We start from the raw sequence: 16,999 nt of genomic DNA on the forward strand, positions 1-16,999 counted from the left end.
CTCCTAGTTCTGTTGTCTGCCTTGAACACCACCATCCTTTCCCGGGCCGGCCGTGCGCGTCCTGGTCGTCCGTGCACGGTTGCTGGTCACCAGTGCGCGGGCGGTGTAGCCGTACGTCGCTTTGAAGAGCTTGCTGAAATGGGTGGGATCGGAGAATCCCCACCGGGCGGCCACGGCGGTGACCGTACGTCCGCTGCCGGCCAGCTCGGCTCGGCAGCGCTCCAAGCGGCGACGGCGGATCAGGGCCGCGACGGTGAGCGGCTGGTCCTCGAACAGCTTGTGCAGCCGGCGCACCGAGATGTGGTGGGCGGCGGCGATGCCGGGCGGGGACAGCTCGGGATCGGCCAGCCGGGCCTCGATGTAGCCGGTGATCCGGTCCCGCAGCCCCTCGTCCGGGGCCGGTCGGTCGTCGCCGAGCCGGGCCTCCAGCGCTACCGAGATCAGCTCGACGACGGCCGCCGCCGACCGCAGCGCTTCCGTCTCGCGGAACTCGGTCGCCGACCGCGCCGATTCCCGGGCCAGCACGGAGACGAGCGCGCCCGGGCCGTGGCTGCCGTCGATGCGTACCCCGGCGAGCCGGTCGATCTGCGCCGGCCGGATCCGCAGCTCCCGGCGCGGAACCAGGATGGTGACGTGCGCGGCGGCGGTGCTCTCGAACCGGAACGTCCGCGTGGGATCGAGCAGCACCAGGTCGGCCGGCCCGAGTTCGGCCTCGCCACGCCCTTGCTCGATCCGCGTCCGGCCCCGGGTCATCACCTTGATCGCCAGGTTCTCGCCGCCGGTGGCGTCGCGCGCCCGCCCGGTGCAGGCGCTCGCCGGCGTGTCGAGGGAGACCAGCCGCAGCGGCCCGAGGGTGCGGGTGGCGATCCGGCCCCGGAAGCCGGCCCCGGCCAGCTTGTTGACCAGCGGCGGGAACCCGCTGGCGGCCAACTCGTGCTGGAACGTCTCAAGATTGCCGATCACCGGTCAACGATACCGGCGACCCGCCCGGCACCGGCTCGCCGAGCAGGGCGCGCACCTCGCCGGCCGCCGGGATGCCGAGTTCCGTGTACGTCGCCAAGGCCGCTTCGAGGTGGGCCTTCGCGTCGGCGTGGCTGCCGGCCGCGCGGTGCGCCGCGCCCAGGCCGTGCTGGGCGACGGCCCGTTCGAGGAGGTGGCCGGATCGCTCGGCGAGGTCCAGCGCCTGCTCGTACAACGCGATCGCCTCCGCGCCGGTCTTCGTGGCCGCGAATTCGTTGAGGGCCGAGATTTCGAGGTTCGTGTCGCCGCCGGTCTTCGCGAAGTCCAGGGCGCGGCGGAAGTGGTCGTCGGCCTCCGCCGGCCGGCCCAGGCCGGCGTACGCGCCGCCCAGCGCGGCGAGCACCGGTCCGCCGAGGCCGGCCGAGCCGAGGTCCAGCGCGATGCGGCCGCTCCGGTGCAGGTAGCCGAGCGCCGTTTCGTGGTCGCCGCACCAGCGGTGGTGCTCGCCGATGTTGCACAGGGCGATGCCCTCCAGCAGGACGTGGCCGGTGCGCCGCGCGGCGGCGAGCGCGAGTCCGAGCTGCTCCCGCGCCTCCGGGCGACGGCCGCGCATGTCGTCGATCGTCGCGAAGTTGTTGCGCACCATGCTTTCGAGGAGGTCGTCACCCCGGTCCAGGGCCACGGACAGCGCCTGCCGGAGGTGGCCCGCGGCTTCGTCGTAGCGGCCGAGCCGGGTGAGCGCGGAGCCGGCGGCCATGGCCGCGAAGCCCCGCTCCCGGGTGCCGTCGGCGGTCGACGCGAGCGCGGCCGAGTGCAGGACGAGCGCGTCGTGGTAGAGCGCCGCGACGTCCAGGTACCGCCAGAGCGTCGCCGACAGGCGGACGACGTGGCCGCCCAGTCCGGCGGGAGCGTGGGCGGCCGTCGTCAGCATCGTCGCCCGCTCGGCGTCCAGCCACGCCCGCGCGGCGCCGACGTCGGCGAAGTCCGGGCGCGGCCCGGCCGGGCACGCGGCGGGCGCGCGGAGGTAGGGCTCGTGGGGCGAGAACCGGTCCATCGCTGCCGCGGCCCAGCCCAGGTAGTGGTCGAACAGCCGGGTCGCGGCGGCGAGCCGGGCGTCCGGATCGTCGGTCGCGGCGGCGAGCTCGCCGGCGTAGAGCTTGACGAGGTCGTGCATCCGGAACCGGCCCGGCGGCTCCTCCGACAGCAGGTTCGCGGCGCACAGCGCTCGCAGCGGCCGCGCGTCCCCGAGCAGCGCGGTCGCGGCCGCGCGCCCGGTGTCGCCGCCGGGCATCAGCCCGAGCAGGCGGAACGCGGTCGCGGCACTGGCGTCGAGAGAGCGGTAGGACGCTTCGAACACCACGCGCAGGCTCGCGGACAGCTCACCGGTGTCCAGCGCGTCCAGGCGGCTTTCCCGCAGTTCGGCGGCGAGCGCGGCCAGCGGGCGGTCCGGCTGGGCCGTGACGCGGGCGGCGACGATCGCGAGTGCCAGCGACAGGCCACCGCACCGGCGCAGGATTTCCCGCGTGGCCTCGGGTTCGGCGGCCAGCCGGGCGGCGCCGAGCTTGTGCGCGAGCAGGTCCCGCGCCTCGGGTTCGGCCAGGGTGCGCAGCGGGAGTGCGCCCGCGCCCCGGGTGGCGAGCAGCCCGCCCAGCTCGTGCCGGCTGGTGATCAGGACCGAGCACGACGACCCGCCGGGGAGCAGCGGGGCGACGTGCGCGGTGTCGCGGGCGTTGTCCAGCAGCACGAGCAGCCGGCGCTGGGCGGTGAGACTCCGGTACAGCGCCGCTTGCGCGTCCGGCTCCGGCGGGATCGACTCCGGCGCCACGCCCAGCGCGCCGAGGAGGCCGCGGAGCGCGCGTTCGGCGGGCACCGGTTCGTGTGCCGGGTCGAAGCCGCGCAGGTCGGCGTAGAGCTGCCCGTCGGGGAACCGGCTCGCGTGGCCGGCCGCCCACCGCAGGGCGAGCCAGGTCTTCCCGAGACCACCGGCGCCGGAGACGACCGCCACCGCACCCGGCGCGGCGAGCAGCCGGTCGAGCGCCGCGAGTTCGCCGGCGCGTCCGGTGAAGGACGGCGGCGCGGTCGGCAGCTGCCGGGGGAGCAGCCCGGCCGCCTGCCCGCCGCGCAGGATCCGTTCGTGCACCCCGCGCAGGTGCGGTCCCGGGTCGGCACCGAGCTCGTCGGCCAGCCGGGCCCGGACCCGCTCGTACTCCCGCAGCGCGTCGGCCGGGTGCCCGTCGAGGTAGAGCGCCTCGATCCGCTGCGCGGCGGCCCGTTCCGCGGCTGTGCCGCCGCGCTCGGGCCGGGCGAGCACCTCGGCGTGGGCGCCGGTGCGCAGCCGGAGGTCGTCACGGTCCAGCTCCGCGGCTTCGCGCTTGCGCTCCAGTTCGCCGCGGACGGCGTCGACCCACGGGGCGTCCAGCTCGCTGAACGGTTCGCCCCGCCACAGGGCGAGCGCCTCGTCGTACAGCGCGAGGGCCGCCTGGTCGTCCGTGGTGGCCCGCGCCCGCCGCAGGAGGTCCTCGAAGCGGTGCACGTCGACCGTCAGCGGGTCGGCGACGAGGACGTAGCCGCCGCGGTCGCGTTCGATCGCGACACCGTCGAGGGGGGCCAGCAGCCCGCGCAGCCGCGAGACGTAGGCGTAGAGGGCGTTCCTCGGCTGCCGCGGCGCCCGTTCACCCCAGACGCGGTCGATCAGCCGATCGACCGGAACGGCCCGGCCGGCGTCCAGCAGCAGCACGGCCAGCACGTCCCGCTGCCGGGCGTGCCCGACATCGAGCCGCCGCCCACCGGCCACGACCTCGACGGCACCCAGCACACGAAGTTCCACCACGACGCCCCTCCCAGCCCTCAGGCGTAGCGGATCCACAAGGTCCGCACAAGGTCTTCCGGCGACGGTGACACCGGCAGCACCGGGAGGCGCGATGATTTCCTTCGAGTACGTGACGGCGCGGATCGCCGACGTCCAGCACGAGTTCGCCGTCGCCCGCCGCTGGCGCCGCCGCATCGCCGGCGTGCTGGCGCGGCGCGGTCGAACCCGGGCGTGACCCGGCCGGTCATCGGGTTGCGGGGACCACCTCGACCACCTCGGCGAAGCCGACCACCCGGGCTCCCTCGTACATCGTCAGCCGCAACCCCGGGATGAGAGGCGGCCAGAGATCGGGTACCAGGGGGTGGAGGCGCACCATCGCCTCCTCGCCCGGAGCGAGTGTTCGCACCGCATCGAGGGTCACCGGGCCGTCGTGGCGGTCCGGGTGGTGGTCGGGCGGGAAAGCCCAGTGCGACCGGTACCCGGAGGTGATCGGGGTCCGGCGGCCGCCTTGCTCCGTGGTCAGGAGCCGGAGGCGCGCGCGGATGTGGTCGTAGTCCATGCCGGCACTATGCCCGGAACGCGTGGATCACGTGCGCCGCGAACCGGCGGGCCACCGCCGGGGTTGTGCCGTGGAGACCGGCGCCCGCGGTGATCATCAGGGTCAGGTCGCTCACGGTGACGCCCGGGCGCAAGTGGTCCGCGGCCCGGCGCATCAGTTCCGCCGCGGCGGCGAGCGAGGAAGCCCGCATCGACGCGAAGTCCAGCGCGTGCGGGTACGCGGACTTGACCGCCGTGACGAAAGCGTGGTCGCGCACCTGCAGCGCGCACAACTCCTCCACCGCGAAGCGGAAACCCCGCCAGGGATCGGGGTCGGCGAGACCCTCGGTCAGCACGGCCTGCCAGGCGAGAGCCTGGTCCGTGAACGCCTCCGTGACCAGCGTCTGCTTGGTCGGGAAGTGGCGGTACACCGTCGCGGGGCCGACCTCGGCGCGGCGGGCGATCTCGCGGATCGGGACGTCCAGGCCGTCCGTGCCGAACGCCGTGCGGGCCGCGGTGAGGATGCGCGCGCGGTTGTCCCGGGTGTCGCTGCGAGGCAAGCGGGCGGTCATCGCTCTCACTTTAGGTGAGCTCGCCCGGACCTCCATTATCGTCCACCGGCATGACACCCAGGCACGACGGCGACAGCTGGGACGCGACCTCCGGCGTCGGCGCGACCGCCACCCTGGCCGCCGTCGCGCGGGCGGTGGCGAGCCGCGAGGGGCCCGTCGACGAGCCGTTCGCCGCGCCGCTCGTCCGCGCCGTCGGGGTCGACCTCCTCACCCGGCTCGCGACCGGCGAAACGGCTCCCGGCGACCTGGTCGGCCGGGGTGCCATCGACGGGGCGAAGGTGCGTACCAAGTTCTACGACGACTTCTTCCTCGACGCGACCAGCGCGGGCATCACGCAGGCCGTGATCCTCGCCTCGGGGCTGGATTCCCGCGCCTACCGGCTGCCCTGGCCGCCCGGGACCGTCGTGTTCGAAGTCGACCAGCCGCGGGTCGCCGGGTTCAAGACGCACGCCTTGGCCGAGCTGGGCGCGGTACCCACGGCCGATCGCCGGGTGGCCGCCGCCGACCTGCGGGACGACTGGACCACCGCCGTAAGCGCCGCAGGGTTCGACCCGGACCTGCCGACGGCGTGGAGCGCTGAAGGCCTGCTGGGCTACCTGCCGCCGGAGGCGCAGGACCGGCTGCTGGACACCGTCACCGCACTCAGCGCGCCGGGCAGCCGGGTCGCCACCGAGAGCAGGCCCAACCCGGCGCCGGGAGACGACGAGAAAACCAAGACCGGCCTCGATCGCCTCTCCGCACGGTGGCGGGCGCACGGCTTCGACCTCGACCACGCGGCACTGCGGTACTTCGGCGCGCGCACCGAAGCCGCCCCTTACCTGACCGGCCTCGGGTGGACGGTGACCGGCCGCAGCGTCCGGGACCTGTTCACCGCCTACGGGTTCCCGATCGGCGACGACGAACTGCGGATGGGCGGCGTGCGCTACATCAGCGGACTCCGGTAGCGAGCCGCTCCGCCAGGTACGCGGCGAGGGCGGCCACCGTCGGGTGGTCGAACAGCGCCGCCGCCGGCAGGTCCACTCCCGCGCGGGCCGTGACGCGGGTGCGGATCTCCAGCGTGGTCAGCGAATCGAAGCCAGACCTCCCACAGGCCCCAAGCCAGTGACACCGCCGGAAGGCCTGCCGCGTGCCGGCGGGCGGCGAGGGCGTCCAGGATGCGGTTCGCGGCCGCGTAGTTGGCTTGGCCCGCCTTGCCGAACGTCCCCGCGATCGAGGAGAACAGCACGAACGCCGTCAGCGGCAGCTCGCGCGTCGCCTCGTCGAGGACCAGCGCCGCGTCCGCCTTCGGGGGGCGTCAGTCCTTTGTGGACTCGCCGGTCGCCGCCGCGGCGATGTCGAGCGCGGCTTCGGCGGGGGAGCGGTCGTCGGCGTCGTCGCCGCGTTCGGGGTGGGTGGCCACCGAGCCGGGATCGACGGCTTCGACGTGGATGCCGGTGGCGCGCAGCTCGGCGGCGAGGGCCGCGGTCAGGCCTTCGAGGGCGTACTTGGCCAGCGTGTACCCGGGGGCCCGGACGGCTTCGACGCCGGCGCCGATCTGCGCGGCGGCACCGCTGGAGACGTTGACGATCCGGGCGGCGGGGGCGGCCCGCAGCAGCGGCAGGCAGGCCTGGACGAGCGCCAGGGGTCCCAGGACGACGACGTCGTAGGAGCCGCGGGCCGCGGCGATGTCGGTGTCCAGAAGGGATGTCACGGTGAAGTCGGGCATGTTCGCGGCGTTGTTGACCAGCACGTCGAGGCGGCCTGCCGTGGCGCGGAGGTGCTCGGCGCAGGCCGCGACGTCCGCCGGGTCGGTGATGTCGAGGCGGACGGCGTCGGCGGAGAGCCCTTCGGCGACGAGCTGCGCGGCCCGTTCGCGGGTCTGCTCGAGGTTCCGCCCGGCGAGGACGACGTGGTGGCCGCGGGTGGCGAGCTCGCGGGCGACGGCGAAGCCGAGGCCCTGCGGCCGGCTGGCCCCGGTGACCAGGGCGACTTTGGTTTCGTTCATGCCACCTACTGTAGGGATCTCCTACAATTGTGCCAACCCGCTTTCTTGGCCTAGGATCACCGGCATGCCCGATCGCCCCCGTGCCCTGCTGCGCTGGCCCACCTACCTGATGGGCCGCCTCCACCGCGGCGGCGTCGCCCGGATCGACGAGGAGCTGGCGGCGATCGGCACGTCGTTGCGCGACTTCTACGTCCTGGTCTGCGTCGGCGAGTACGGCCCGCTGTCCCAGCAGTCCGTCGCCGACCGCCTCGGCCTCGACCGCAGCGACCTGGTGAAGGTGCTCGACCGCCTGGAAGCCGCGGGCTGGGTGGTGCGCGAACGCGACACGGAGGACCGCCGCCGGCACGTGCTGACGTTGACCGAAGACGGGCGGGCGGTGGTGACGCAGACCGAGGAGATCTCGGCGGCGGTGACCGGCGAGCTGCTCGCGCGGCTGACCCCGCGCGAGCAGGACACCCTGCACCGGTTGCTGCTGAAGGCGTCCGGGGATCAGGCGGACCGGTAGCGGGTGGCGAGTTCGGGGCTCTGCCCGCCGAACGCCGCCAGTTCCGCCTCGAACACCGACTCCAGCAAGCCGGCGTCCGCCACGCCCGGCGCGCAGACGACCTCGCCGAGCTCCAACCCGCGCAGCGAAGCCGATACGACGTCGGCCGCGCTCATCCGCGGGACCGCGCTCAGGTCCAGTCCCTGGCGCGAGTGGAACTCGGTCGCGACCACACCGGGGCACACGACCTGCACGCGGACGCCGGTGCCGTCGAGTTCGGCGCCGAGCGTCTGCGACATCGTGACCAGGTGGGCGAGCGTGCCGGCGTAGACCGTCCGCCGCGGCAGCTGCGCCTGCGGGGCGGGGCCGCTGAAGGCGATCATGCCCGCGACGTTCACGATCGCGCCGTGGCCGCGTTCGACCATGCCGGCCACCGCCGCGCGGGCGAGCAGGGTCGGCGCGAGGACCTTGACCTTGACCAGTTCGCGCGCCTGCGCGGCGGGCAGGTCGGCCAGTGGCATGTAGTGCGCGACGCCCGCGTTGTTCACCAGCAGGTCGAGCGGTTCGGTGCCGGCGATGTCGGCGACCGCGTCGATGCCGTCGTCGGTGGCCAGGTCGGCCGCCACCGTGCGCACCTTGACGCCGGTGTGGGCGGCGGCGAACTCGTCCAGCCGGTCCTGGCGCCGTCCGACGAGCACCAGGTCGTGGCCGTCGGCGGCCAGGCGCTCGGCGAACGCCCGGCCGATGCCCGACGTGGCGCCGGTGACGAGGGCGAGCTTGCTCATGATCGGACGTCCTTCCGGAGGGGTGAGGCCGGCGCGAGCGCCGCGGAGGCGAGGAGGGCGAGCTTGTCCGCGGCGTCGGTGCCGGGATCGGGGTGGTAGACCGCGAGCACGAGCCCCGGCGCGTCGCTGAGTTCGAGCTTTTCCCGGTTCAGCACCAGTTCGCCGACCTGCGGGTGGGCGAAGCGCACGGTCGCGCCCCGCCGGTTCGCGACGTCGTGGCGGGCCCACAGTTCGCGGAACCGGGGACTGGCCAGGGAAAGCTCCCCGACGAGCTCGATGAACCGCGGGTCGCCGGTCTCGGTCCCGACCGACTGGCGGAACCCCGCCACCAGCCCCTGGGTGGCGAGGTCCCAGTCGGGGAAGAGCGCTCGTTCGGCCGGATCGAGGAAGACGTCCCGCAGCCGGTTGGCCCCGGCCACGAGCCGCGGCGAAATCGCTTCGGCGAGCGGGTTGGCCGCCAGCACGTCGAGGTAGCGGCCCTCGACGAAGGCGGGCAGCCCGACCGCCGCGAGGAACTTGACCATCCCCGGCGGGACCGTCTCCTTGCGGCGCCGTCGCCGTCGTTTCGCGGGCCGCTGCTCGGTGAGGCCGATCAGGTACGCCGCGGTGTCGTCGTCGAGCTGCAGCACGCGGGCGATCGCTTCGAGGACCTGCCTCGAGGGGTTGCGGTCGCGGCCCTGCTCCAGGCGCAGGTAGTAGTCGGCGCTGATGCCGGCCAGCATCGCGACCTCTTCCCGGCGCAGCCCCGGCACCCGCCGCACGCCGACGGCCGGGATGCCCGCCCGCTCGGGCGAGAGCAGCTCCCGGCGGGCGCGGAGGTGATCGCCCAGGAGGTTCGGTTCGTCGGTCACCACTTCACGGTAGGCCGCGCGCGGTGTCCGTGCCTGGTCCTGTCACCCCCAGGGACGGCAGTCCGTTGTGGACGGATCAGCCGACCGGGAACTTGACGCCGGTGAGCTCCTCCGACACCGTCCACAGCCGACGCTGCACGGCGACGTCGTAGGACTGCGGGCTCGAGGCGACCACCTGCGGGCGGCCGCGGTACCCGCCGAGGCCGTCGGGGCCGTAGTACTGGCCGCCGAGGGCGGCGGGGTCGGTCGCGGCGCGCAGGATCGGCAGCGCGCCCCGCTCCGAGCTCTGGGTGAACAGCGGCGCGACGGCCGGGAAGAGCGCGCGGGCGATCGCGGGGGAGTTGCGCATCAGCTCGGTGCGCGCCACCCCGGGGTGCGCGGCGACGGCGGCGGTGGTGCCCCGCGACGCGAGCCGGCGCTGCAGTTCGTAGCTGAACATCAGGTTGGCGAGCTTGGCCTGGCCGTAGGCGGCGACGCGGTCGTAGGAGTTCTCCCACTGCAGGTCGTCGAAGTGGATCGCGGCGCGGATGCGGTGGGCGATGCTGGCGACGGTCACCACGCGGGAGCCCTCGACCGGCAGCAGGAGGTCCAGCAGCAGGCCGGTGAACGCGAAGTGGCCGAGGTGGTTGGTGCCGAACTGCAGCTCGAAGCCGTCGCGGGTGGTCTGCCGCGGCGGGTACATGACGCCGGCGTTGTTGATCAGCAGGTCGATCTTCGGCAGCGTGCCGCGCAGCTCGGCCGCGGCGGCCCGGACGGAATCGAGCGAGGCGAGGTCCAGCTCCTGCACGGTGACGTCGGCGTTCGCCCCGAGCTTGGCGGCCGCCTGCTTGCCCTTCTCGACGTCGCGCACGGCGAGCACCAGCGTCGCGCCGCGCTCGGCCAGCACCTTGGCGGTGTCGAAGCCGAGCCCGGTGTTGGCGCCGGTGATGACGGCGACGCGGCCCTGCTGGCTCGGCACGTCGCGGTCGGTCCAGTTCTTGCTCATGGCGGTGGTCCCTCCGGTGGCGGCCCTTGCGGACCGGCGGTCTGTTATGACTCCGACGCTAAGGAACCGTCGGTCTATTGTCAAGAGACTGTCGGTCTTTAAGTTTGGGCGAAGGGCGTTAGGCTGATCTCATGACGTTCCAACGGGCGCGCAGCGCGGAGCAGCGGGAGGAGCGGCGGCGCACGATCCTCGACACGGCGCTGGCCATGCTCGACGAGATGCCGGTGGCCGACGTGAGCCTCAACGAGCTCAGCCGCCGGGTCGGCCTGGCCAAGTCGAACGTGCTGCGCTACTTCGAATCCCGCGAAGCGGTCCTGCTCGAACTCCTGGACGGCGCCCTGCGCGACTGGCTGGTCGAGGTGTCGGCCGAGCTGACAGTGGGCGTGGACCGTGACCTCCCGGCACGGGAGCGCGGCGACGCGTTCGCGACGGTGGTCGCGCAGTCCCTGGCCCGCCGCACGGTGCTGTGCGACCTGATCGGCGCGCAGGCGGGCGTGCTGGAGCACAACGTGTCGGTGGACGTGGTGGTGCGCTTCAAGCAGTCGGCGCTGGCGGGCCTGGAGACGATGGCCGACCTGCTCCGGGGCTACGTCCCCGAGGTCGGCGAGGAGGCGCCGTCGGTGTGCCTGATGGCGATGATCCTGACGGGCGGCCTGTGGACGCACTGCCGCCCGGCCCCGAGCGCACTGGCGGCGTACGAGGCCGACCCGGCGTTGCGGGCGCTGCACCTGGATTTGGCGCCGGCGCTACAGCACGGGCTGGCGATGCTGATCGCGGGGGCGGTGGCCCGCAGCAGCTGATCAGGTCGTCGAGCGCCGCAGCACCAGCCACGCCGCGCCGCCCACGGCCAGGGCGAAGGCCAGCGGGTAAGCCGTGAACAGCGTCAGCGAAGGCTGGTCACCCAGGAAGCTCCCGATCGGCCGCCACCACCGCTGCGTCGTCGCCAGCGCACCGGCCGCCGCGAGGATGGCGACGCTGCCGAAGACCGCCAGGTAGATCCCCGTCTGCCGCCAGCGCTGGAACACCACGCCCGCCAGGACGCAGATCGCCGACGTCGCCACGATCGGGCCCGAGAACGCCAGCCATTGCGTCAGCGGGCCGTCCTGGCGGAGGACGCCGAGACCGTAGATCCGGGCTTCCCGGCCCCAGCCGCCGGTCCGGCGCTCGACCGTCGCGAACGCCACCAGCAGCAGGCCGAAGAACAGTGCCTGCGCCGTCACGACCAGCGCCGTCGCCGCGAAGAAGCGGCGGCGGGTCACCCCGAGGCCCAGTGCGAACGGGAAGACCTGGGTCATCGTCTGCAGGTGCGCCGTCGCGGCCACGCCCAGCAGCATCGGGAGCAGGTAGACCTCGTGGTCGCCCACCGCCGTCTGGCCGTTCGAGACGTCGATGCCCCAGCCCAGCAGGGGGAGTGCGACCACCGCGGCCAGCGGGTAGGCGAGCAGGGCCGGCCAGTTGACCAGCTGGATCCGGGCGACGTCGAGCACGCGGGTCATCGGGCTTCCTTCCCGGCGGCGACCGGCGCGCCGTGGTGCTGGGTGGTGCGGACGACCAGCTGCTGCAGCGAAACCGGCTCGAAGTCGAGTCCGGGGTGGACTCGGTCGGGCGCCCCGGCGAGGGTGACGCGCAGCGCGCCGCCGATCCGTTCGCGGTGCAGTTCTTCGTAGCCGGCGGCGAAGCGCTCGACGGCGTCGGCGGGCCCGGTCACCGCTACCGCCTCGCCGCGCAGTGACTCCGCGTCGGCGTCGATCAGCACCCGGCCGTGGTCGAGCAGCACGACGTGCTCGATCAGGTCGCTGACCTCGTCGATCAGGTGCGTGGACAGCACGATCGTGCGCGGATGCTCGGCGTAGTCGGCGAGCAGCCGGTCGTAGAACAGCTGGCGCGCGACGGCGTCGAGGCCGAGGTAGGGCTCGTCGAACAGTGTCAGCGGCGCCCGCGAAGCCAGCCCGATGACCACGCCGACCGCCGAGAGTTGCCCCCGCGAGAGCTTGCCGAGCAACTGTCCACTTGGGACGGCGAAGTCCGCCAGCAGTGCCGCGGCGAACGAGCCGTCCCAGTCCGGGTAGAGCAGTTCGGCCGCGCGCAGCGCGTGCTTCACCCGGAACTTCTCCGGGTAGTGCTGGCTTTCCTTGATGAAGCAGGTCCGCGCGAGCACGCCGGCGTTCTCGTACGGGTGCTGCCCGAAAACCTCCACCGTGCCGCCGGTTTCGCGGCTCTGCCCGGTGAGGATCCGCATCAGCGTGGTCTTGCCGGCACCGTTGCGGCCCAGCAAGCCGTGGATCGTGTTCTCGGCGAGCGTCACGCTCACCCCGTCGAGCGCGGCGAGCGAGCCGTAGCGCTTGGTCACCCCGGTCGTGCGCACCACGTTCATCGTTCCGGCTCCCAGACGTCGATCAGCTTCTTGATCTCCTCGGCTTCCATGCCGAGCTTGCCCGCCTCCGCCATCAGCGGGGCGAGGAACTGCCGCGTGAAGTCCCGGCGCCGCCGTTCGAGCAGCTGCGCGCGGGCATCCGTGGCGACGAACATGCCGATGCCCCGTCTCTTGTAGAGGATCCCGTCGGCGACGAGCTGGTTGATCCCCTTGGCCGCGGTCGCCGGGTTGATCCGGTGGAAGGCCGCGAGCTCGTTGGTGGACGGCACCTGCGTATCCGCGGTCAGGCTCCCGTCGACGATCGAGCTCTCGATCTGCTCGGCGATCTGCAGGAACAGCGGCCGCCCGTCGTCCTTCACGCCGACCACCGCACACGGCGGTTCGTCGGTTCGTTGGTCATGTAACTAACCATGGAGGCTCGATCCGGTCACTGTCAAGCCGCCACCTTGACAGGCCTGCCCCATCATTCATACATTCGTCGTCACTTTGTATGAATGACGGGAGTTGATCCGCATGCGGCTCGGCCAGACCGCCGTCGTCCTGGGGGGCAGTGCCGCCGGTCTCTGCACCGCCGGTGCTCTTGCCCCGTTCTTCGAGCGGGTGCTCGTCCTCGAACGCGACCGGCTGCCGGCCGGTGCCGAACATCGGCGTGGGGTGCCGCAGAGCAAGCACCCGCACTTCCTGCTGAACTCGGGGCGGCGGGCGATCGGCGCGCTGTTCCCCGGCTTCGAAGACGACCTGATCGCGGCGGGCGGGTTGCACCTGATGCCGTCCATGGACGCGGCCTACCTCGACGGCGAGGGCTGGTCGGCGCGCAAGCGCAGTGCGATGACCATGATCTACGGCTCGCGGATCCTCATCGAGCGGGTGCTGCGCGACAAGGTGCGGGAGCTGCCCAACGTCGTCATCCGCGAAGGGACCACCGCCGGCGGACTGACCTTCGACGGCGGCGCGGTCACCGGGGTCGACGCCGGGGGTGAGCACCTCGACGCCGATTTCGTCGTCGACGCGACCGGGCGCGGCTCCCCGGTCGCCGGCTGGCTGACGGCCGCGGGGTGGCCCGCGCCGGAAACGCGGACCCTCGACGCCAAGGTCACCTACACCTCACGCTGGTACGACCTGCCCGCCGAACGCCCGGCGTCCTGGTGGTGGCGGCACCTGGTGATCATGCCGACGCCGGACAAGGGCGCGCACCCCGCCGAGCACGACTTCCTGGTCAACTTCTTCCCCGTCGAAGGCAACAGGGTCATCGCCTGCATGGGTTCGTGGGGCCTGGACATGCCCCGCACCACCGACGCGTTCGCCGAGGTGGCCCGCCGGGTGCGGACGCCGTTGTTCGCCGCCGCGATGGACCGGTGCGAGCCGACGTCCGAAGTGCACCTCACCCGCTCGACCGGCAACAAGTGGCGCCGCTACGACCGCCTGCGCACGCCGCCGCGCCGCCTGGCGTTCGTCGGCGATTCCATCTGCGCCTTCAACCCCTTCTACGCACAGGGCATCAGCTCCGCGGCGGGCTCGGCGCTGCTCCTGCGCGAACACCTGTCCCGCGCCGGCCGCCTCGACGACGGCTTCGGGAAGCGCTTCCTCGCCGCGCAGCGGAAGGCGCTGCAGGTGCCGTGGCGCCTCGCGATGGCCCGCGACCAGGGGTACGAATGCGGCGAGGGGACCGAGAAACCGCCCGAATGGAAACGCCGGATCCTCGCGGCCGTGTCCGCGCCGGCGTTCAGCCTGATCGTCGGCGCCGCACGCGAAGACGACGTCGTCGACGAGCACTTCGCCAAGGTCTTCAACATGGACGAGTCGCTGGGGGACATGCTGCGCAACCCCCGCGTGCTCGCGGGACTCCTGCGTCACCGCGTCCGCGCGGCGCTCGGGCGGCAGCGGGTGCCGTTCGGGTTCGATCCCCGCGCCGAGCCGCCCGCCACCGACTACTCGCCCGCGGCCGCGCGGTGAGCACGGCGTGCGGGCCGGACGCCGAGGCCGTCACGCGCGGGCTCGGCTTCGACTGCCACGACGTCTCCCCGGTGGTGTCGGTCCGCTTCCCGGGGGACCTGGCGAACTGGACGCTGCCGGTGCTCGAAGCGCTCGTCGTCGGCGGAGCCGTCTTCGCGCTGGTGCACGCCGTCCGCCGGTACCGCGCGGGCGATCCGGTCAACCTGGCGCTGTGGTGCGCTTCCCTGGTCTACCTGTTCGTCACCGAACCGCCGCTGTACTTCCCGGAGTGGTTCGGCCTCGACGAGCTGTACGGCTTCATCTTCGCCCACAACCGGTTCACCGTGCAGTTCATGGGGGACCGGCTGCCGCTCTACATCGTGGCGTTCTACCCGGCGTTCAGCCAGCTCGCGTACGAGGTCGTGCGCTCGCTCGGGATCTTCCGGCGCGGCGCGCTGCGCGGTTCGATCGCCGTCGCCTTCGTGTGCCAGGTGTTCTACGAGGTCTTCGACCAGATCGGACCGCCGCTGAAGTGGTGGGCGTGGAACCCCGGCAACACCATCGTGAACCGCCCCGCGCTGGCGACCGTGCCGATGACGAGCATGCTGCTGTTCGCTTCGGTTTCGATGGCGGCGATGACGTACCTGGTCGTACGGCTGAAGGGCCGTGCCGCGTTCCTGCTCGCCGGCGTCCTGACGCCGCTCGCGATGGTGGTCGCGGGCCTTCCGGCGAGCCTGGTCCAAGGGCATCCGACCGCGCAGGCCTGGATCCTCGGCGTCGAACTGGCCGCGGTCTGGCTGGCCGGCGGCTGGATCGTCGCGACCCAGCGGTCACCTTCGGACGTATCCGCCTTCGCCCGGATCTACCCGGCCGCCTACCTGGGGGTCCTGGCGGTCATCTGGCTGTCCGCGCTGAACGACGTCCCGAGCGAAAGCGGGCTCTATGCGCTCGTGTGCTTCGTCGCGGCCGGCCTGGTGCTGGCCGCGCTGCACCGGGCCCGCCGGCCCGCCCCGGTGTGACGGTCGGGGAAGATGACGGGCATGGGGCACCACGGATGGCGGGGCAACCCGCCCGGCACGGAGGACGAGGCACGCCGCCGCATCGTCGAGGCGGCGACGGCGTGCCTCGACCGCGTGGGGCTGGCCAAGACGAGCCTGTCCGACGTCGCCGCCGAAGCCGGCGTGACCCGGCAGACGGTCTACCGCTACTTCCCGGGCCTCAAGGACATCCTGCGCGCGGTCGGGCTCGCCGGGGTCGAGGAGTTCGCCGGGCGGATGGAACGCCACCTGGCCTCGTTCGCCACCGCCACCGAAGCCGCGGTGGAATCGGTGGTGTGGGCCGTCCGCACGGTCCCCGGCGAGCCCCACCTCGGCCTCCTCCTGCAGGCGGGCGAAGCCGACTTCTTCACCGACGGGGTCATCTCGCCGCTCGCGTTCTCCTTCGGCACGCGCATCCTCCGCAACGTCCCGGTCGACTGGGCGGCGGCGGGCGTCACGACCGAGGAGGACCTCCGCGGCCTCGCCGAGATCCTGATGCGGCTCTTCATGTCCTTCCTGCAGCACCCGACGACCCCGCCGCCCGGCGACGACGAGCTGAGGGCGCTGGTCCGCCGCTGGCTCGGCCCGGCCCTCGGCGGCTGACGGGGTCAGACCTCCGTGATCCGCGGCGCCTCGAGGTACGTCACGAGGTTCGGGGGCGCGTACGGCGGCTGCATGTTTTCGTGGCGGTACTGCGCGCACGACGCGACGGACTCCGACGGCGGGTCCACCACACCGATCTCCCGGTCGATCGAGCCGAACATCTTGTAGACCCAGTTCAGCGAGTTGTGCAGGACGCCGAGTTCGTCCTCGGGCGGCAGGCCGGCGAACGCGCCCGGCTCGAACACGAGCCCGCACTTCTCCGCGCTCGCCACCAGCCAGCGCCGCGCGAGCCCCGACAGGCCCTGCTCGGGGTAGCCGCCGCCGACGTCGGAGTGCGCTCCGGAGAACCAGACCTGTTCGCGTTCCTGGCCGTTCGCGGCGGGGGACGGCTGCCAGACGGCCGGGCGGAACGCCTTCCGGTGCTCGTCCACGGCCAGTGCCTGGAAGGCCGACTGCACGGTCGACGTCAGCTGGGTGTCGTGGAACTGCCAGCGCCGGTTCATCAGGTTGAGCAGGCGACCGCCGCTGAGCGGGATGCCCAGCGCGCCCACGGTGTCCCAGACGCCGACGAACCGGACCGGGGTCACGTCCTCGTGCGAGAAGCTGTCCCGGAACTTCCGCGCTGCGGGGCTCAGCGGGCCGGTCGCCGGATCCCGGTCCCGGTAGAGCCGGTAGGCCTCGCCGATCCGGCTCGCGTGCCGGGGGAGCAGCACCCCGCAGTTGCGGATCAGCCCCACGGCACTGCGCGCGGTGTAGGCGCCGCGGCTGAAGCCGAAGAAGAACAGTTCGTCCCCGGGTTCGTAGTTCTCGACGACGAACCGGTAGGCGTCCCGCACGTTGGCGGACAGGCCCCAGCCGAACGCGCCGCCGGCCAGCCGGTCCCACCACAGCTTCCCGGTCCCGACGCCCTCGTGGTAGTGCACGAGCTGCCGCGTCCCGGCGGGATCCACGTCGGCGACGGCGTCCTTGACCTTGACGACGTTCGTCGGTGCTTTCTGGGTGAGTGAGTTCCAGGTGCCGTCACAGCAGACGACCAGTCGTTTCGCCATCGTTCCTCCCCGGCGCCGGACATGCGTGAGTCGCAGC

The 16,999-nt window shown here is 73.0% G+C and carries 20 protein-coding genes and 1 pseudogene; 7 read left to right on the forward strand and 14 right to left on the reverse strand.

All coding sequences use genetic code 11. The annotated features are described in order from the left end of the window. Positions 1 to 3: 3 nt before the first annotated feature. On the reverse strand, positions 4 to 963 hold the full coding sequence (locus tag SD460_RS22830; protein WP_318306710.1) for a helix-turn-helix domain-containing protein: 960 nt from the start codon (positions 961 to 963) through the stop codon (positions 4 to 6). After that, positions 947 to 3,790 (reverse strand): AfsR/SARP family transcriptional regulator, encoded by a 2,844-nt coding sequence (locus SD460_RS22835; protein WP_318306711.1) that lies wholly within the window; start codon positions 3,788 to 3,790, stop codon positions 947 to 949. The genes SD460_RS22830 and SD460_RS22835 overlap by 17 nt, the downstream gene beginning before the upstream one ends. Positions 3,791 to 3,881: 91 nt before the next feature. Here SD460_RS22835 and SD460_RS22840 point away from each other — a divergent pair, with 91 nt between their 5' ends. Next, on the forward strand, positions 3,882 to 4,004 hold the full coding sequence (locus tag SD460_RS22840; protein ID WP_290051997.1) for a hypothetical protein: 123 nt from the start codon (positions 3,882 to 3,884) through the stop codon (positions 4,002 to 4,004). 9 nt (positions 4,005 to 4,013) lie between these two features. On the opposite strand, the gene SD460_RS22845 is transcribed toward SD460_RS22840, so the two are convergent. Further along, the gene (locus tag SD460_RS22845) at positions 4,014 to 4,328 is read right to left on the reverse strand and encodes a hypothetical protein (RefSeq protein ID WP_290051998.1); all 315 of its coding nucleotides are present in this window, start codon (positions 4,326 to 4,328) and stop codon (positions 4,014 to 4,016) included. 7 nt (positions 4,329 to 4,335) lie between these two features. Next, complete coding sequence (locus SD460_RS22850) at positions 4,336 to 4,878, reverse strand: TetR/AcrR family transcriptional regulator (RefSeq protein ID WP_290051999.1); 543 nt, start codon at positions 4,876 to 4,878, stop codon at positions 4,336 to 4,338. Positions 4,879 to 4,928: 50 nt separating this feature from the next. Here SD460_RS22850 and SD460_RS22855 point away from each other — a divergent pair, with 50 nt between their 5' ends. Further along, on the forward strand, positions 4,929 to 5,822 hold the full coding sequence (locus SD460_RS22855) for an SAM-dependent methyltransferase (protein ID WP_290052001.1): 894 nt from the start codon (positions 4,929 to 4,931) through the stop codon (positions 5,820 to 5,822). Here the strand turns inward: SD460_RS22855 and SD460_RS47005 are convergent. The 3 genes and pseudogenes from SD460_RS47005 to SD460_RS22865 all read right to left on the reverse strand — a co-directional run bounded on the left by SD460_RS47005 (position 5,806) and on the right by SD460_RS22865 (position 6,862). Further along, positions 5,806 to 5,898, reverse strand: a complete 93-nt coding sequence (locus tag SD460_RS47005; RefSeq protein WP_290052003.1) for an acyl carrier protein — start codon at positions 5,896 to 5,898, stop codon at positions 5,806 to 5,808. The genes SD460_RS22855 and SD460_RS47005 overlap by 17 nt on opposite strands. Before the next feature lie 64 nt (positions 5,899 to 5,962). Then, positions 5,963 to 6,166, reverse strand: a pseudogene (locus SD460_RS47010) (ketoreductase domain-containing protein); the annotation flags it as partial. A 6-nt stretch (positions 6,167 to 6,172) separates the two neighbouring features. Next, positions 6,173 to 6,862 (reverse strand): SDR family NAD(P)-dependent oxidoreductase, encoded by a 690-nt coding sequence (locus SD460_RS22865; protein ID WP_290052004.1) that lies wholly within the window; start codon positions 6,860 to 6,862, stop codon positions 6,173 to 6,175. Between the two features lie 64 nt (positions 6,863 to 6,926). Here SD460_RS22865 and SD460_RS22870 point away from each other — a divergent pair, with 64 nt between their 5' ends. Continuing rightward, the gene (locus tag SD460_RS22870) at positions 6,927 to 7,367 is read left to right on the forward strand and encodes a MarR family winged helix-turn-helix transcriptional regulator (RefSeq protein ID WP_290052005.1); all 441 of its coding nucleotides are present in this window, start codon (positions 6,927 to 6,929) and stop codon (positions 7,365 to 7,367) included. Here SD460_RS22870 and SD460_RS22875 read toward each other — a convergent pair. The 3 genes from SD460_RS22875 to SD460_RS22885 form a co-directional block, all read right to left on the reverse strand. Then, a complete protein-coding gene (locus SD460_RS22875) occupies positions 7,352 to 8,131 on the reverse strand; it encodes an SDR family NAD(P)-dependent oxidoreductase (protein WP_290052006.1) in 780 nt (259 codons plus the stop codon). The genes SD460_RS22870 and SD460_RS22875 overlap by 16 nt on opposite strands. After that, entirely contained in the window at positions 8,128 to 8,982 is an 855-nt protein-coding gene (locus SD460_RS22880; RefSeq protein ID WP_290052007.1) for a helix-turn-helix domain-containing protein, read from the reverse strand. The genes SD460_RS22875 and SD460_RS22880 overlap by 4 nt, the downstream gene beginning before the upstream one ends. A gap of 76 nt (positions 8,983 to 9,058) precedes the next feature. Beyond that, a complete protein-coding gene (locus tag SD460_RS22885; protein ID WP_290052008.1) occupies positions 9,059 to 9,967 on the reverse strand; it encodes an SDR family NAD(P)-dependent oxidoreductase in 909 nt (302 codons plus the stop codon). Between the two features lie 131 nt (positions 9,968 to 10,098). Here SD460_RS22885 and SD460_RS22890 point away from each other — a divergent pair, with 131 nt between their 5' ends. After that, positions 10,099 to 10,767: a TetR/AcrR family transcriptional regulator gene (locus SD460_RS22890; protein ID WP_290052010.1), complete on the forward strand. Its 669-nt coding sequence runs from the start codon at positions 10,099 to 10,101 to the stop codon at positions 10,765 to 10,767. Here SD460_RS22890 and SD460_RS22895 read toward each other — a convergent pair whose 3' ends face one another. From SD460_RS22895 to SD460_RS22905, 3 genes are read right to left on the reverse strand one after another with little or no spacing between them, the layout of a single operon-like run. Continuing rightward, on the reverse strand, positions 10,768 to 11,463 hold the full coding sequence (locus SD460_RS22895; protein ID WP_290052011.1) for a hypothetical protein: 696 nt from the start codon (positions 11,461 to 11,463) through the stop codon (positions 10,768 to 10,770). It lies immediately after the preceding gene. Further along, positions 11,460 to 12,341 carry an ATP-binding cassette domain-containing protein gene (locus SD460_RS22900; RefSeq protein WP_290052012.1) on the reverse strand — a complete coding sequence of 294 codons (882 nt, stop codon included), beginning with the start codon at positions 12,339 to 12,341 and terminating at the stop codon, positions 11,460 to 11,462. The genes SD460_RS22895 and SD460_RS22900 overlap by 4 nt, the downstream gene beginning before the upstream one ends. Next, on the reverse strand, positions 12,338 to 12,709 hold the full coding sequence (locus SD460_RS22905) for a GntR family transcriptional regulator (RefSeq protein WP_290052014.1): 372 nt from the start codon (positions 12,707 to 12,709) through the stop codon (positions 12,338 to 12,340). Before SD460_RS22905 ends, SD460_RS22900 begins: the two co-directional genes overlap by 4 nt. A 145-nt stretch (positions 12,710 to 12,854) precedes the next feature. Here SD460_RS22905 and SD460_RS22910 point away from each other — a divergent pair, with 145 nt between their 5' ends. The 3 genes from SD460_RS22910 to SD460_RS22920 are packed head-to-tail and all read left to right on the forward strand — an operon-like array spanning position 12,855 to position 15,913. Next, the gene (locus SD460_RS22910) at positions 12,855 to 14,294 is read left to right on the forward strand and encodes an FAD-dependent oxidoreductase (protein ID WP_290052016.1); all 1,440 of its coding nucleotides are present in this window, start codon (positions 12,855 to 12,857) and stop codon (positions 14,292 to 14,294) included. Further along, complete coding sequence (locus SD460_RS22915; protein ID WP_290052017.1) at positions 14,291 to 15,292, forward strand: hypothetical protein; 1,002 nt, start codon at positions 14,291 to 14,293, stop codon at positions 15,290 to 15,292. The genes SD460_RS22910 and SD460_RS22915 overlap by 4 nt, the downstream gene beginning before the upstream one ends. 21 nt (positions 15,293 to 15,313) lie before the next feature. Then, positions 15,314 to 15,913, forward strand: a complete 600-nt coding sequence (locus SD460_RS22920; protein WP_290052019.1) for a TetR/AcrR family transcriptional regulator — start codon at positions 15,314 to 15,316, stop codon at positions 15,911 to 15,913. A 5-nt stretch (positions 15,914 to 15,918) separates the two neighbouring features. Here SD460_RS22920 and SD460_RS22925 read toward each other — a convergent pair whose 3' ends face one another. After that, positions 15,919 to 16,962 carry a T6SS phospholipase effector Tle1-like catalytic domain-containing protein gene (locus SD460_RS22925; protein ID WP_290052020.1) on the reverse strand — a complete coding sequence of 348 codons (1,044 nt, stop codon included), beginning with the start codon at positions 16,960 to 16,962 and terminating at the stop codon, positions 15,919 to 15,921. Positions 16,963 to 16,999 lie beyond the last annotated feature (37 nt).

The organism is Amycolatopsis solani, assembly GCF_033441515.1.
Taxonomy (GTDB): Bacteria; Actinomycetota; Actinomycetes; order Mycobacteriales; family Pseudonocardiaceae; genus Amycolatopsis; species Amycolatopsis solani.